The 12,458-nt window shown below is 59.2% G+C and carries 13 protein-coding genes; 5 read left to right on the forward strand and 8 right to left on the reverse strand.

All coding sequences use genetic code 11. The annotated features are described in order from the left end of the window. Nucleotides 1–50 precede the first annotated feature (50 nt). Nucleotides 51–995: an alpha/beta hydrolase gene (locus PspS49_RS22575; protein WP_127929487.1), complete on the forward strand. Its 945-nt coding sequence runs from the start codon at nt 51–53 to the stop codon at nt 993–995. Between the two features lie 42 nt (nt 996–1,037). Beyond that, entirely contained in the window at nt 1,038–1,508 is a 471-nt protein-coding gene (locus PspS49_RS22580) for a MaoC family dehydratase (RefSeq protein WP_003227420.1), read from the forward strand. A gap of 264 nt (nt 1,509–1,772) precedes the next feature. Here the strand turns inward: PspS49_RS22580 and PspS49_RS22585 are convergent, their stop codons facing one another. Beyond that, nucleotides 1,773–2,240, reverse strand: coding sequence for a PA2169 family four-helix-bundle protein (locus PspS49_RS22585; RefSeq protein WP_016983691.1), 468 nt, complete (start codon nt 2,238–2,240; stop codon nt 1,773–1,775). 205 nt (nt 2,241–2,445) lie between these two features. Between PspS49_RS22585 and PspS49_RS22590 the strand changes: the two genes are divergently transcribed. Next, nucleotides 2,446–2,682: a DUF3820 family protein gene (locus tag PspS49_RS22590; protein WP_003227425.1), complete on the forward strand. Its 237-nt coding sequence runs from the start codon at nt 2,446–2,448 to the stop codon at nt 2,680–2,682. 30 nt (nt 2,683–2,712) lie between these two features. Then, on the forward strand, nt 2,713–3,894 hold the full coding sequence (locus PspS49_RS22595; protein WP_127929488.1) for an aminotransferase class V-fold PLP-dependent enzyme: 1,182 nt from the start codon (nt 2,713–2,715) through the stop codon (nt 3,892–3,894). Here PspS49_RS22595 and PspS49_RS22600 read toward each other — a convergent pair. From PspS49_RS22600 to zwf, 4 genes are all read right to left on the reverse strand, one after another. Continuing rightward, nucleotides 3,891–4,469, reverse strand: coding sequence for a hypothetical protein (locus tag PspS49_RS22600; RefSeq protein WP_160041538.1), 579 nt, complete (start codon nt 4,467–4,469; stop codon nt 3,891–3,893). The two genes, PspS49_RS22595 and PspS49_RS22600, sit on opposite strands and share 4 nt — an antisense overlap. A gap of 172 nt (nt 4,470–4,641) precedes the next feature. Beyond that, on the reverse strand, nt 4,642–5,307 hold the full coding sequence (locus tag PspS49_RS22605) for a bifunctional 4-hydroxy-2-oxoglutarate aldolase/2-dehydro-3-deoxy-phosphogluconate aldolase (protein ID WP_008082815.1): 666 nt from the start codon (nt 5,305–5,307) through the stop codon (nt 4,642–4,644). Nucleotides 5,308–5,324: 17 nt separating this feature from the next. Next, complete coding sequence (gene pgl / locus PspS49_RS22610) at nt 5,325–6,038, reverse strand: 6-phosphogluconolactonase (RefSeq protein WP_127929490.1); 714 nt, start codon at nt 6,036–6,038, stop codon at nt 5,325–5,327. Continuing rightward, the gene (gene zwf, locus PspS49_RS22615) at nt 6,025–7,491 is read right to left on the reverse strand and encodes a glucose-6-phosphate dehydrogenase (protein WP_160041539.1); all 1,467 of its coding nucleotides are present in this window, start codon (nt 7,489–7,491) and stop codon (nt 6,025–6,027) included. Before zwf ends, pgl begins: the two co-directional genes overlap by 14 nt. Before the next feature lie 226 nt (nt 7,492–7,717). Between zwf and PspS49_RS22620 the strand changes: the two genes are divergently transcribed. Further along, a complete protein-coding gene (locus PspS49_RS22620) occupies nt 7,718–8,578 on the forward strand; it encodes a MurR/RpiR family transcriptional regulator (RefSeq protein WP_171057240.1) in 861 nt (286 codons plus the stop codon). Between the two features lie 208 nt (nt 8,579–8,786). Here PspS49_RS22620 and PspS49_RS22625 read toward each other — a convergent pair whose 3' ends face one another. From PspS49_RS22625 to ugpC, 3 genes are all read right to left on the reverse strand, one after another. Then, entirely contained in the window at nt 8,787–9,641 is an 855-nt protein-coding gene (locus PspS49_RS22625) for a D-hexose-6-phosphate mutarotase (protein ID WP_150730543.1), read from the reverse strand. A 113-nt stretch (nt 9,642–9,754) separates the two neighbouring features. After that, nucleotides 9,755–11,104 carry a carbohydrate porin gene (locus PspS49_RS22630; RefSeq protein WP_122606625.1) on the reverse strand — a complete coding sequence of 450 codons (1,350 nt, stop codon included), beginning with the start codon at nt 11,102–11,104 and terminating at the stop codon, nt 9,755–9,757. Nucleotides 11,105–11,295: 191 nt separating this feature from the next. Beyond that, the gene (ugpC, locus tag PspS49_RS22635) at nt 11,296–12,456 is read right to left on the reverse strand and encodes a sn-glycerol-3-phosphate ABC transporter ATP-binding protein UgpC (RefSeq protein WP_150750344.1); all 1,161 of its coding nucleotides are present in this window, start codon (nt 12,454–12,456) and stop codon (nt 11,296–11,298) included. Nucleotides 12,457–12,458 lie beyond the last annotated feature (2 nt).

The raw sequence follows: 12,458 nt of genomic DNA on the forward strand, positions 1-12,458 counted from the left end.
GCTGATCAGACGCGCTATACAATGTTCCGACTCTGAGCAAAGGAAGCGCCATGATCCACGACACCCTATGGCTGGATGCGAGTGACCGCAGCCGCCTCTTCGTCAATCAATGGCTGCCGGCGGCGCCGTTGAAAGCGGTGATCCTGCTGGCCCATGGCATGGCCGAACACAGCGGCCGCTATGCGCGACTGGCCGAAACGTTTTGCGACAAAGGATATGGCGTGTATGCCCCGGATTTGCGCGGACATGGCAAAACCGCCAATTACGGCACCCTTGGCCACTTCGCCGATGACGATGGCTGGTGCAAAGTGCTCGGCGATCTGGCCAGCCTCAATCAACACATCGGCCAGCAACACCCCGGTGTACCGATCATCCTGTTAGGGCACAGCATGGGCAGCTACCTCGCCCAAGGTTATCTGCTGCACCACAGCGCCAGCCTGAACGGGGCGATTCTCAGTGGTTCAAACTTTCAGCCCGTTGCGCTGTACGGCGCCGCGCGGCAGATCGCCCGTCTGGAAAAACTGCGTCAGGGTGGCAAGGGCCGTAGCGCGCTGATCGAATGGCTGTCGTTCGGCTCGTTCAACAACAAATTCAAACCGGCGCGCACAGCGTTCGACTGGCTGAGTCGCGACCCGGCCGAGGTTGACCTGTACGCCAACGACCCGCTGTGTGGCTTTCGCTGCACCAATCAACTGTGGATCGACCTGCTCGGCGGCTTGCAGCAGATCAGCAAAGCGTCCAATCTCGCGCAGATCGATCCGGGCCTGCCGCTGCTGGTAATCGGCGGCGAATGTGATCCGGTGAGTGAAGGCAAGCGTCTGACAGATCTGGCCAATGCCTTGCGCACGGCCGGCAGCCAGAACCTGCAACTGCAGATCTACCCGCAGGCGCGGCACGAATTGTTCAACGAAACCAACCGCGATGAAGTGATCGCTGATGTGCTGGCCTGGATCGATCAGGCCTTGAGCCATCCGCGCCCTCATCGCAGCGAGTAATTTTTTGTGGATTCATTGAATCCGTTACAGGAATCGAGACCGATGACCCAGGTTACCAACATCCCTTACGAAGCCCTCGAAGTCGGCCAGACTGCCAGCTACAGCAAGACCGTCGAAGAGCGCGACATCCAACTGTTTGCCGCGATGTCGGGCGACCACAACCCGGTGCACCTGGACGCCGAGTTTGCCGCCGCGAGCATGTTCAAGGAGCGTATCGCTCACGGCATGTTCAGCGGTGCTTTGATCAGTGCAGCGGTGGCCTGTGAACTGCCTGGGCCGGGCACTATTTATATTGGCCAGCAGATGAGTTTTCAGAAACCGGTGAAGATCGGTGACACGCTGACCGTGCGTCTGGAAATTCTCGAGAAACTGCCGAAGTTTCGTGTGCGCATTGCCACTCGTGTGTTCAACCAGCGTGATGAGTTGGTGGTGGATGGCGAGGCGGAGATTCTGGCGCCGCGTAAGCAGCAGACGGTGACGTTGCCGACTTTGCCGGCGATCAGCATTGGCTGATTGATTTGTGGTGTGTCAGTGAGAGCTTTTCCCCCTCACCCCAGCCCTCTCCCCCAAGGGGGCGAGGGGGAAAGGGAGCCGATCTATGTGGATTTCAAATCCCTAGTTCGACTCGGTACCCCAGGTCGGCGTACCTCGAAAGAACACCCCGATCAGTCCCCTCTCCCTCCGGGAGAGGGCTAGGGTGAGGGGCTCTTGCTTTGGCTTTCCCCCAGACATAAAAAAACGCCAGACTAGCTGGCGTTTTTTATAACCGGCAAGCGCTTAAGAGCGAGCGCGAGCCTGGTTACGCAGGGCTTTCACCTGATCGTGGTTACGTTGTACGCCGTGATACTGGCGTTCAACCAGATCACGAATACCGACCAGGTTGTGCTTGCTGATTTTCTCGAGGGCTTCTTTGTAAGCCTTCAATGCGTGGTCTTCACCGCGCTCGGCTTCGTTCAGCACGGCCTCTTCGTCTTTGCCGGTGAACATGGCTTTGACGTCGACCCAACGACGGTGCAGGTCACCGCTGACGCTGGTGGAAGTTTCCGGATCGCCGCCCAGCTTGCGAACTTCAGCTTGCAGCTCAGCTGCAGCAGTGGCGCAATCGGCAGAACGAGTGACGAACAGGGTTTTCAGTTCTGGATGCTTGATGTCTTCAGCGCAAGTCTTGAACCCTTCCTGACCGTCCTTGCTGGTTTCAATCAGGTCATTGAGTACAGAGATGGCTTCTTTATTCATATCGGTCATTTTTCAATTCCTTGCGATTGGTTGAAGATGCAAGGGATATTGCAGTGTGCGTGCCAGCTTTTTTATTGATAAAAAATCGTTATTTATCAATAAGTTAAATATAAGTGAACTATCTGTATCACGGTTATTTGCATGATCTGTCATTTGGCCTGCATGCAGAATGCCTGTATTTTCCAAGCTGATTTGAAGCCAGACGATCTCACTGATGAATCCCGAAAAACTCGAACTGCTGATAACCCGCGAAATGCCCTTCGGCAAGTACAAGGGCCGGATCATTGCCGACCTGCCGGGGCCGTACCTGAACTGGTTTGCCCGCGAAGGTTTTCCGCACGGCGAACTCGGTGGCTTGCTCGCGCTGATGCAGGAGATCGACCATAACGGCCTCTCGGACCTGCTCGAACCACTGCGCGCCAAACACGGCAAACCTGCCCCGCGCCACTGAAGCGCCCTCCTCTCTCAGAGTCAGCCGACCATGCCCGATAACACCCGCCGCGCCCGTGACGAAGCCTTTTGGCAAACGTTCGCCGACCGTTACGACGTTCAACCCGGCCCCGTGAACCTGGAAAACGGTTACTTCGGGCGCATGTCGCGCACGGTGATCGAGGAGTACCAGCGCAATATCGAGCTGATCAACACCAGCAATTCGGTATACGTGCGCCAGCGTTTCGAGCAGCACGATAACCTCGATATCCGTGCGCAACTGGCCGAGCTGATCGGCGTGCGCGCGCAGAGCGTAGCCTTCACCCGTAACGCCACCGAAGGCCTGCAATCGCTGATCCGCAACTACAACCGCCTGCAACCGGGCGATCAGGTGCTGATCAGTGATCTGGAATACGACACGGTCAAAGGCGCCATGCGCTGGCTGGCCAGACATCGCGGTGCTGAGGTGATCGAGATTGCCCATACGCACCCGGCAAGTTACGACAGTCTGCTGGAGACTTACCGCGAAACGTTCATCGGCCAACCGAAGATCAAGCTGATGGCCCTGACTCACGTCACTCACCGCACCGGCCTGGTCATGCCCGTGCAGGCCATCGCTGCGCTCGCCAAGGAACACGGGGTCGATGTCATCCTCGACGGCGCCCACGCGCTCGGTCAGATCGACTTCAATCTTGAAGCGCTGGGCATTGCCTTCGCCGGCTACAACCTGCACAAGTGGATCGGCGCACCGCTCACCCTCGGCTTCCTGTATATCTCGCCGCAACGCTTGGCCGACATCGATCCGGACATGGGGGAAATGCATTACCCGGTAAATGACATCCGTGCGCGCACCTCCTACAGCACGCCCAACATTCCGGCGCTGATGACCTTGCCGCTGGTGTTCGAAGAGCATCGCTCCCTCGGCGGCGCAGCGGCCAAAGGCGCTCGCGTCAATTATCTGCGCAATCTGTGGGTCAGCTCGGTGCGACACTTGCCGGGTATCGAGGTGATGACGCCAGACGATCCACGGCTGTATTGCGGCATCACATCGCTGCGCTTCACCCGGCACGACGATCAACAGGCGATGGCTGAGCGTCTGCTCAACGACTACAACCTGTTCACCGTGGTGCGCAACGGTGCCGCCAGCGGGCCGAGCATCCGTATCACTCCGGGGCTGACCACCACCGCTGCCGACATGCAGTTGCTGGTGCGCGCGCTGAACGAACTGCGCTAAAACACTGTGATCAGGTATTTGTCGTAGCCCGCCACGCCGATCTGCGATGACACCGCAAAGGTGTCGACGCCGATCGTCAGGCTACCGAAGTAGCCGTCCTCCAGACCTTCCCCGCCAATCGGTCGCAACACCAGCCGCGAGGCATCATCCCCTGCGGCTTCACAGTTACAGGCATTGGGAAGATGCAGCCGTCCTGCCCAGGCCTCCTGATGTGACTGCGGACGTTGATCATCACTGGCGATGCACACGGTCATGGCGATGCATGACGCACCAGCAGACTGCTGATCCGGGTAAATACTGGTAAACCGCACGATGCCTTGGCTGTCGGTCGACTGGGTGCCGCAGAGGCTGTCGGCGCCAATGTTCTGTTCGATCCGAACCTGGGCGTCAACCACTGGCTCACCGGTCATGGCGTCGACCAGGGCCAGACGCAATACCAGTGGCAGGCCTTCGATGCCGCCACTGATGTTGCGCACCTTGCCTTCGGTTTTGCGCCAATCGATGCTACCAACGATTGGCGGTTGCCGTTGATGCAAAGGTGGGTGTTTGAAGGCTACAGATTGATGGTCGTCCATGAGGCGTTCTCTCTTCCGTAAGATGAACGCAGATTAGCGCCACGCAAACGCAGTTGTGCGGTAACTATGTATCGCGTGATGTCCTGACACTTTCTTCGAGGCAAAAAAAAACGGTGCACCGACCAAGCGCACCGTAAAGCCGTAGAACACACAACGAAGTGTCTGGTAACAATCAGTCCAGCAGCGCCAACGCCTCGGCGGTGCATTCCTGAATGCGCGCCCAGTCGCCGTTCTTGATCCACTCCGGATCAAGCATCCAGCTACCGCCCACGCACATGACGTTTTTCAGCGCCATGTAGCTCTTGATGTTGGCCGGGCCGACGCCGCCAGTCGGGCAGAATTTCACTTCGCCGAACGGGCCGCCAAGGGCCTTGATTGCCGCCACGCCACCGCTGACTTCAGCCGGGAACAGCTTGAAGCGGCGATAACCCAGACCGTAGCCTTCCATGATGCCGGAAGCGTTGCTGATGCCCGGCAACAGCGGAATCGGGCTGTCGACGCTGGCTTCCAGCAAATCACGGGTGATGCCCGGGGTGACGATGAACTGCGAACCGGCAGCTTCGGCAGCCGCGAGCATGTTGCGATCGAGCACGGTGCCGGCACCGGTCATCAGCTCCGGACGCTGGTCGCGCAGGATCTGAATGGCCTTGAGGCCGAACTGCGAACGCAGGGTCACTTCCAGCGCGGTCAGACCACCGGCGGCCAGAGCGTCGGCCAGCGGCAGCACGTCCTGTTCGCGAGCGATGGTGATCACCGGCAGGATTCGCGCCTTGGCGCAGAGGCTGTCGATCAGGGCAACTTTGTCCGCCATGGAAACGGTCGGGGATGGGGTTGTCATAGCGGCTGTTCCTTGGCTCATGGGCACCAGTAAATCTCTAACGTAGGTTGCAGAAACGCGCGCACCGGCATGGCGGCGACGTCATCGGATGCCAGTGCGGCATTCAGGGTGGTCAGTTTCGACTGACCGGAAATCGACAGAATCTTGTGACGGGCCGAGGCCAGCAGCGCACGGCTCATGGTCAGACGCTGACGCGGCACGCTTGGCGCCAGCATCGGCCAGCAACGGCGTGTGCCATCAGCTTGCAGAGCTTCGGCAAGGTTCGGGCTGTCGGGGAACAGCGACGCGGTGTGGCCGTCATCGCCCATGCCCAGCACCAGCACGTCAATCGGCGGCAATTCGGCGAGCAAGCGGTCAGCCTGTTCAGCAGCCTGCTCTACGTTGGCCGCCGCGCTATACAGGCTGAGGAACTGCGCCTTGGCCGCCGGGCCTTTGAGCAAGTATTGCTTGAGCAAACCGGCATTGCTGTCAGCGTGTTCAACCGGTACCCAGCGCTCGTCGGCGAGGGTCACGACGACCTTCGACCAGTCCAGATCCTGCTTCGCCAGGTGCTGGAAAAACGCCACCGGGCTACGACCGCCCGACACCACCAGCACCGCGTTGCCGCGCGCCGCAATGGCCTCGCTCAATTGCTTCGCGACGTTCAGCGCCAGACCTTCGGCCAACAGCACCGGGCTCTTGAATTCGTGAGCGTTCACGCCCGCAGGCAGTTGCACATCAGATATCGCCATACCACGACCTCCCGTCCCGCGTGATCAATGCAATGGAGCTCATCGGCCCCCACGACCCGGCCGCATACGGCTTGGGCGCGTCACCGGATTTTTTCCACCCGGCGATCAGCTGGTCACACCACTTCCACGCGGCTTCAATTTCATCTTTACGGACAAACAGGTTCTGATTGCCGTTCATCACTTCCAGCAACAACCGCTCGTAGGCATCGGGGATCCGCGCGCTACGCCAGGTGTCGGAGAAATTCAGTTGCAGCGGGCCGCTGCGCAGTTGCATGCCTTTGTCCAGGCCCTGCTCTTTGGTCATCACGCGCAAGGAAATGCCTTCGTCCGGTTGCAGGCGGATGATCAGTTTGTTGCTGATCTGCAAGCGCTGCTCCGGGGCGAAGATGTAGTGCGACGGTTCCTTGAAGTGGATGACGATCTGCGACAGCTTCTGCGGCATGCGCTTGCCGGTACGCAGGTAGAACGGCACGCCGGCCCAGCGCCAGTTGCGGATGTCGGCACGCAGGGCGACGAAGGTTTCGGTGTCGCTCTGGGTATTGGAATTCGGTTCTTCGAGGTAACCCGGTACGGATTTGCCTTCGCTGTGACCGGCGATGTACTGGCCGCGCACCACTTGGGTGGTCAGGCCTTCCGGGCTGATCGGCGCCAGCGCCTTGAGTACTTTTACCTTTTCGTCGCGGATGCTGTCGGCGGACAGATCAGCCGGCGGGTCCATGGCGATCAGGCAGAGCAGCTGCAACAGGTGATTCTGGATCATGTCGCGCAGTTGGCCGGCCTTGTCGAAGTAACCCCAACGGCCTTCGATGCCGACCTTTTCGGCCACGGTGATTTCCACGTGGGAGATGTAATTCTGGTTCCACTGGGTTTCGAACAGGCTGTTGGCGAAACGCAGGGCGATCAGGTTCTGAACGGTTTCTTTGCCCAGGTAATGGTCGATGCGGTAGGTGCGGTTCTCCGGGAAGAACTGCGCTACCGCGTCGTTCACCTTGCGCGACGATTCGAGGTCGGAGCCGATCGGTTTTTCCAGTACCACACGGGTGTTTTCTGCCAGACCGACTTTCGCCAGGTTCTCGCAGATCGCGCCGTACACTGCTGCCGGCGTGGCGAAGTAGGCAATCATGCGCTGCGTGCTGCCGGCCAGTTCGGCCAGCGCCACATAGTCTTCAGCCTTGAGGAAGTCGACGTGCAGGTAGGTCAGGCGTGCGAGAAAACGCTCGGCGACGGCCTCGTCCAGCTCTTTGCCGACGTAGCGGCGCAGTTCGGCGGCGATGAACGCCATGTGCTGCTGCTGGGAACCTTCTTCACGGGCCAGCGCGATGATCCGCGTGTCCTCATGCAGCAGGTCGGCGCCATCGAGGTGATAAAGGGCAGGAAACAGCTTGCGCAGGGCCAGATCGCCAAGCGCGCCGAACAAGGCAAAGGTGCACGGTTCAACCGTAATCGAAGGCATGATGTTTGTTCTTTTATCAAGTTAAGCTACAAATACCTTTTTTCAAGGCATCACTCAAGGGAAAATGTAGTAATAACCACAACATTTTCGCAAAATACAGATTCCGTGTGGTGGTCGGTCGGAGCCATCAGTAGGATAGGCCACCGTTACGGGCCATATCAAAGGCCCAATTTGCATAGCCCGGCGCACCTTTGCGCAGGTGAATTAGGAATTCCATATGGACCGCGTGCGAAATTTACTGGAACAGATCCAGAGTCGCCTTGAAGACCTGAACAAGGCCGAACGCAAAGTCGCCGAGGTGATCCTGCTCAACCCGCAGCAGGCCACCCGCTTCAGCATCGCCGCCCTCGCCCAGGCAGCCTCGGTGAGCGAACCGACGGTGAACCGTTTCTGCCGTTCGTTCGGTGTCAGCGGCTACCCCGAGCTCAAGCTGCAACTGGCGCAGAGCCTGGCCAGTGGCGCGGCGTATGTCAGCCGCGCGGTCGAGGCCGACGACAATCCCGAGGCCTACACGCAGAAGATTTTCGGCAGTGCGATCGCCTCGCTGGACAGTGCTTGCCAGGCGCTCGATCCGAACCTGATCAGCCGCGCCGTCGACCTGTTGATTCAGGCGCGGCAGATCCACTTCTTCGGGCTTGGCGCTTCGGCACCGGTGGCGCTCGATGCGCAGCACAAGTTCTTCCGCTTCAACCTCGCCGTTACCGCGCACGCCGATGTGCTGATGCAGCGGATGATTGCCTCGGTGGCGCACACCGGCGAGTTGTTCGTGATCATTTCCTACACCGGCCGTACCCGTGAGCTGGTGGAAGTGGCGCGTATTGCTCGCGAGAACGGCGCTTCGGTGTTGGGTTTGACAGCGGAGAATTCGCCGCTGGCCAAGGCCAGTACCTTGAGCCTGAACATTCCGCTGCCGGAAGACACCGACATTTATATGCCGATGACTTCTCGGATCATTCAGTTGACCGTGCTGGATGTGTTGGCGACGGGGATGACGCTGCGTCGTGGCGTGGATTTCCAGCCGCATTTGCGCAAGATCAAAGAGAGCTTGAATGCGAGCCGGTATCCGGTTGGGGATGAATTCAACTAAAGATCAAAAGCCCCTCACCCCAGCCCTCTCCCGGAGGGAGAGGGGGCCGACCGAGGTGTCTTGCGCGGTACATCGACCTGAAATATCCAGTCGATTATGGATTCAGAACTGCACTTTCACGTCGGCGTAATTCTTGAGCATCCCCCATTCGGTCCCCTCTCCCTCCGGGAGAGGGCTAGGGTGAGGAGCTACGATGTGACTGACACACTCAAGCCGCCGCCCACGCCTGCAAACTCAAATGCGCCTTCTCCCCCGGCGCCAGATGCAGACTGTCCGTCCCGCCCGCCGCCGCTTCCACACAGACAAACTCGGAAATCTCATCCCACGTCACGCCCAACAACGGCCGCGCGCCCGGATGCCAGACCACCGTGTCGGCACTGTCACCGGTATCAATACACAACTCACGCTGCCAGGCGTGATCTTTCAGCTGCAATTCGCCGTCATGCTGGAACACCCGCTGACACCCGCCATCCACCCGCAACTCGCCTTCCTGCTGGCAAGACTGGCGACTCAACTGGTCATAACCCTGCGCCCCTTCGAGCCCAGACAGCGCTATCTCGCCGACATCGCCAATACGCCAGTAAGCGTGCAAAGCCTGGCTCAACTGGCACGGCATGTCGTCCTGATGCTCGGTGCTCAGGCGTAATTCCATGCGTTCACCCAGATGTGCGTGCAGGTCAACCTGCCAGTCGCACAGCTGCAATTGCCAGTGCAGGCGCACGCCATCTTCGGCGCTGCTGCTGTCGAGCAACTTCCAGTCGAGCAAACGCGCCCAACCATGCGATGGCCAGGCGTTTTCGCTCGGATGACGGCCATACCACGGCCAACACACCGGCACACCACCGCGAATGGCACCGACATGCGGCCACTTCGCCGCACACCACAACCACGGCTTTTGCCCGCGCGGCTGAAAGTGCAGCAACTGCGCACCCTGACGACTGAACACCGCCTGACACAGCGGATGATCGATCACCAACACGTCGCGCATCTGATAGCGCTCCCAGGCGAACACCGGTTGTTCACGCAGGGATTTGAAGAAGCGTTGTAGCGGATGCTCATGCATTGGCCACGGTTCCGAATTCATCTGTGACGGGCTGCGCCTGCCCCCAAAAAAAAGCGGACAGCCTTGGCTGTCCGCAAATATGCGCACATAGAGAGGAGCTTATCGCAGACGCGTTAGAACGTAGACTGAATTTTCAGGCCAGCGACCAATGCGTTATCGACTTCATCCACACCACCCGGGTGAGTGATGTACTGCAGGTTAGGACGTACGGTCAGCCAGTTGGTGACGTGGAAGCCGTAGTTGATCTCGTAGTTGTATTCGGTTTCACGAATCGGCGAGAACACCGGATTGTCGTAGTCCGACACACCGTTGGAAACGTTCAGCAGCTCGGCGTTTTTCTTCACGTCGTCGTTGACGTGGATACGCGCCGCGCCGATACCGACGTCATCCTTCGGACGCGCGTCAAACGGGCCTTTGTAGACAAACATCACCGACTGGTAGTTGTCGATGAAGTTGGTGTCCTTGTCGTGGAACGTGGCGTTGGCGGCGATGTTCAGACCGCGAGTCGCATCACCGTTATGGCTGGTGAGTTGCTGTTGCGCGACGAACCAGTAACCGCTTTTGCTGTTGTGAGACTTGTAGGCGTCGCCAGTGGTAGCCGCGTCGAAACCGTTGACGTCTTCACGTACGTCATCGGCATCGGCCGTGCTCTTGTAGTAACCGACGCGGTATTCGCCCGGCAGGCTGTTGACCTTCGGCGACCAGACCAGCTCGACCGGCAACACAGTACCTTTGGTGCCGCTGCCGCTGAGCTTGAAGCCGTTGCCGTGTTCCAGCTGCGACGGGTTCTGGTTGTACGCACCGATTTGCGCGTAGAGCTCGTCGTTGATGTTGTACTTCACACGGATCGCGGCCTGGCTGACGGGCCAGTTGTACCAGATGTTGGTCGCCCAGTTACCCACTTGGGAGCCGCAGAACGCGAGGTTCTGGAAGTCGCACGGGAAGGTGTTGAAGTCTTCGCCTTCACCGAAGTAACCGGCCTTGACGTCGAGCTTGTTGTCGAAGAACTGGTGCTGAATCCACAACTGGGTCAGACGCACCATGTGGCCACGACCGTAAACTTCTTGCGAGGAGCTCAAGGTGCCGGCACGCGGATCGCCAACGCGGTCGTTGGAGATGTTGTAGCCGTTACGGTTGGTCAGCTGGATCTTCGCCTGGGTGTTATCCCAGCCCCAGAGCTTTTGCAGATCGAGTGCCACGCCCAGACCGAACTGGTCGCTGTAACGTCCGGTCTTGTCATCGTTGTAGCCGCCGTGCAGGTTGGCGCCCATTTCCCCAACGTAGTCAGCCTTGATGTCGATACCCTGCTCGATCAGCTTGGTCCGCTCGCCACCCCAGTCGCCGGTCATCCATTTCGAGTCGGAGCTGAAGGCATCCGCCGCCATGGCGTTACCGGCCAGCACCAATGCCGCCGCAGCTGACACTTGGCAGATCAACCGGGCATTGACGTGTTTCTTTTTCATCCCTACATCCTCGTCTTTATTGTTATTAACTGTTTTTCTAACGCGGTTTACATAAATTGCGATGGATTACAGGCAATCCACCGCGTGCTCCTTTGTGGGAGCGAGCCTGCTCGCGAATGCGGTGTATCAGGCGACATCAATGCTGGATGTCAGACCGCTTTCGCGAGCAGGCTCGCTCCCACATTTGTTCCTCAGCGGCCTTTGAATTGCGCCACGTTCGCAGACCGCGCATCGGTCTGTGGTTGCCCGGCAGTGCCGAGGCGTTCGCCAGTCTTGGCATCGAACAACAACACTTTCGACGGATCGAATTGCAGCGTCAGGTTCTCGCCCACTTGCGGCGCCACGTCCGGCGCCAGACGGCAGCAGACTTTGGTGTCATTCAGATTGACGAACACCAGGGTGTCCGGGCCAGTCGGCTCGGTGACTTGCACTTCGGCGCGAATGCTCGGCAGGCCATTGCCCTCGCCGTTCGCCAGCACGATTTGCTCTGGGCGCAGGCCGAGGATCACTTCGCGATCTTCAAGGCCGGCGTCCTGCATGCTCATCGGCAACTCGCAACGCGCCTGACCGCTGTCGAGCAGCGCCAGCAGACGACCGTCCTTGCGTTGCAGACGCAGCGGGATGAAGTTCATCGGCGGCGAACCGATGAAGCTCGCCACAAACAGGTTGGCCGGGTCGTTGTAGATCTCTTTTGGCGTGCCGAACTGCTGAATGATGCCGTCCTTCATCACCGCAACCTTGTCGCCCAGGGTCATCGCTTCGATCTGGTCGTGGGTCACGTAGACCGTGGTGGTTTTCAGGCGCTGGTGCATCAGTTTCATTTCGGTGCGCATCTCGACGCGCAGCTTGGCATCGAGGTTGGACAGCGGTTCGTCGAACAGATAAATCTTCGGTCGACGCGCCAGTGCACGGCCCATCGCCACACGCTGTTGCTGACCACCGGAGAGCTGCCCCGGCTTGCGATTCAGCAGATGTTCGATCTGCAACAGCTTGGCCACGCGCGCGACTTCTTCGTCGATCGCCGACTGCGGCATCTTGCGGATCTTCAAGCCGAACTCGATGTTCTCGCGCACGCTCATAGTCGGGTACAGCGCGTAGGACTGGAACACCATGGCGATGTCGCGATCCTTCGGGCTCATGCCGCTGACGTCCTGATCACCGATCATGATCGCGCCGCCGGTGATGGTTTCCAGACCGGCGATGCAGTTCATCAGGGTCGACTTGCCGCAGCCCGACGGGCCAACGAGGATCAGGAACTCACCGTCCTTGATCGACAGTTCGATGTTTTTCAGGGTGTCCGGCAGGCCGGCACCGTAAGTCTTGTTGACGTTGCGAAGTTCGAGCGTTGCCATGA

The sequence above is a fragment of the Pseudomonas sp. S49 genome (genome assembly GCF_009866785.1).
Lineage (GTDB): Bacteria > Pseudomonadota > Gammaproteobacteria > Pseudomonadales > Pseudomonadaceae > Aquipseudomonas.

What these genes read in the sequence shown, in the direction of transcription:
- PspS49_RS22575 (WP_127929487.1), top strand. Translation starts at nt 51, where the DNA reads ATGATCCACGACACCCTATGGCTGGATGCGAGTGACCGCAGCCGCCTC.
- PspS49_RS22625 (WP_150730543.1), bottom strand. Translation starts at nt 9,641, where the DNA reads ATGCATGAGCATCCGCTACAACGCTTCTTCAAATCCCTGCGTGAACAA.
- ugpC (WP_150750344.1), bottom strand. Translation starts at nt 12,456, where the DNA reads ATGGCAACGCTCGAACTTCGCAACGTCAACAAGACTTACGGTGCCGGC.
- PspS49_RS22630 (WP_122606625.1), bottom strand. Translation starts at nt 11,104, where the DNA reads ATGAAAAAGAAACACGTCAATGCCCGGTTGATCTGCCAAGTGTCAGCT.
- PspS49_RS22600 (WP_160041538.1), bottom strand. Translation starts at nt 4,469, where the DNA reads ATGGACGACCATCAATCTGTAGCCTTCAAACACCCACCTTTGCATCAA.
- PspS49_RS22580 (WP_003227420.1), top strand. Translation starts at nt 1,038, where the DNA reads ATGACCCAGGTTACCAACATCCCTTACGAAGCCCTCGAAGTCGGCCAG.
- PspS49_RS22595 (WP_127929488.1), top strand. Translation starts at nt 2,713, where the DNA reads ATGCCCGATAACACCCGCCGCGCCCGTGACGAAGCCTTTTGGCAAACG.
- zwf (WP_160041539.1), bottom strand. Translation starts at nt 7,491, where the DNA reads ATGCCTTCGATTACGGTTGAACCGTGCACCTTTGCCTTGTTCGGCGCG.
- PspS49_RS22605 (WP_008082815.1), bottom strand. Translation starts at nt 5,307, where the DNA reads ATGACAACCCCATCCCCGACCGTTTCCATGGCGGACAAAGTTGCCCTG.
- pgl (WP_127929490.1), bottom strand. Translation starts at nt 6,038, where the DNA reads ATGGCGATATCTGATGTGCAACTGCCTGCGGGCGTGAACGCTCACGAA.
- PspS49_RS22585 (WP_016983691.1), bottom strand. Translation starts at nt 2,240, where the DNA reads ATGACCGATATGAATAAAGAAGCCATCTCTGTACTCAATGACCTGATT.
- PspS49_RS22590 (WP_003227425.1), top strand. Translation starts at nt 2,446, where the DNA reads ATGAATCCCGAAAAACTCGAACTGCTGATAACCCGCGAAATGCCCTTC.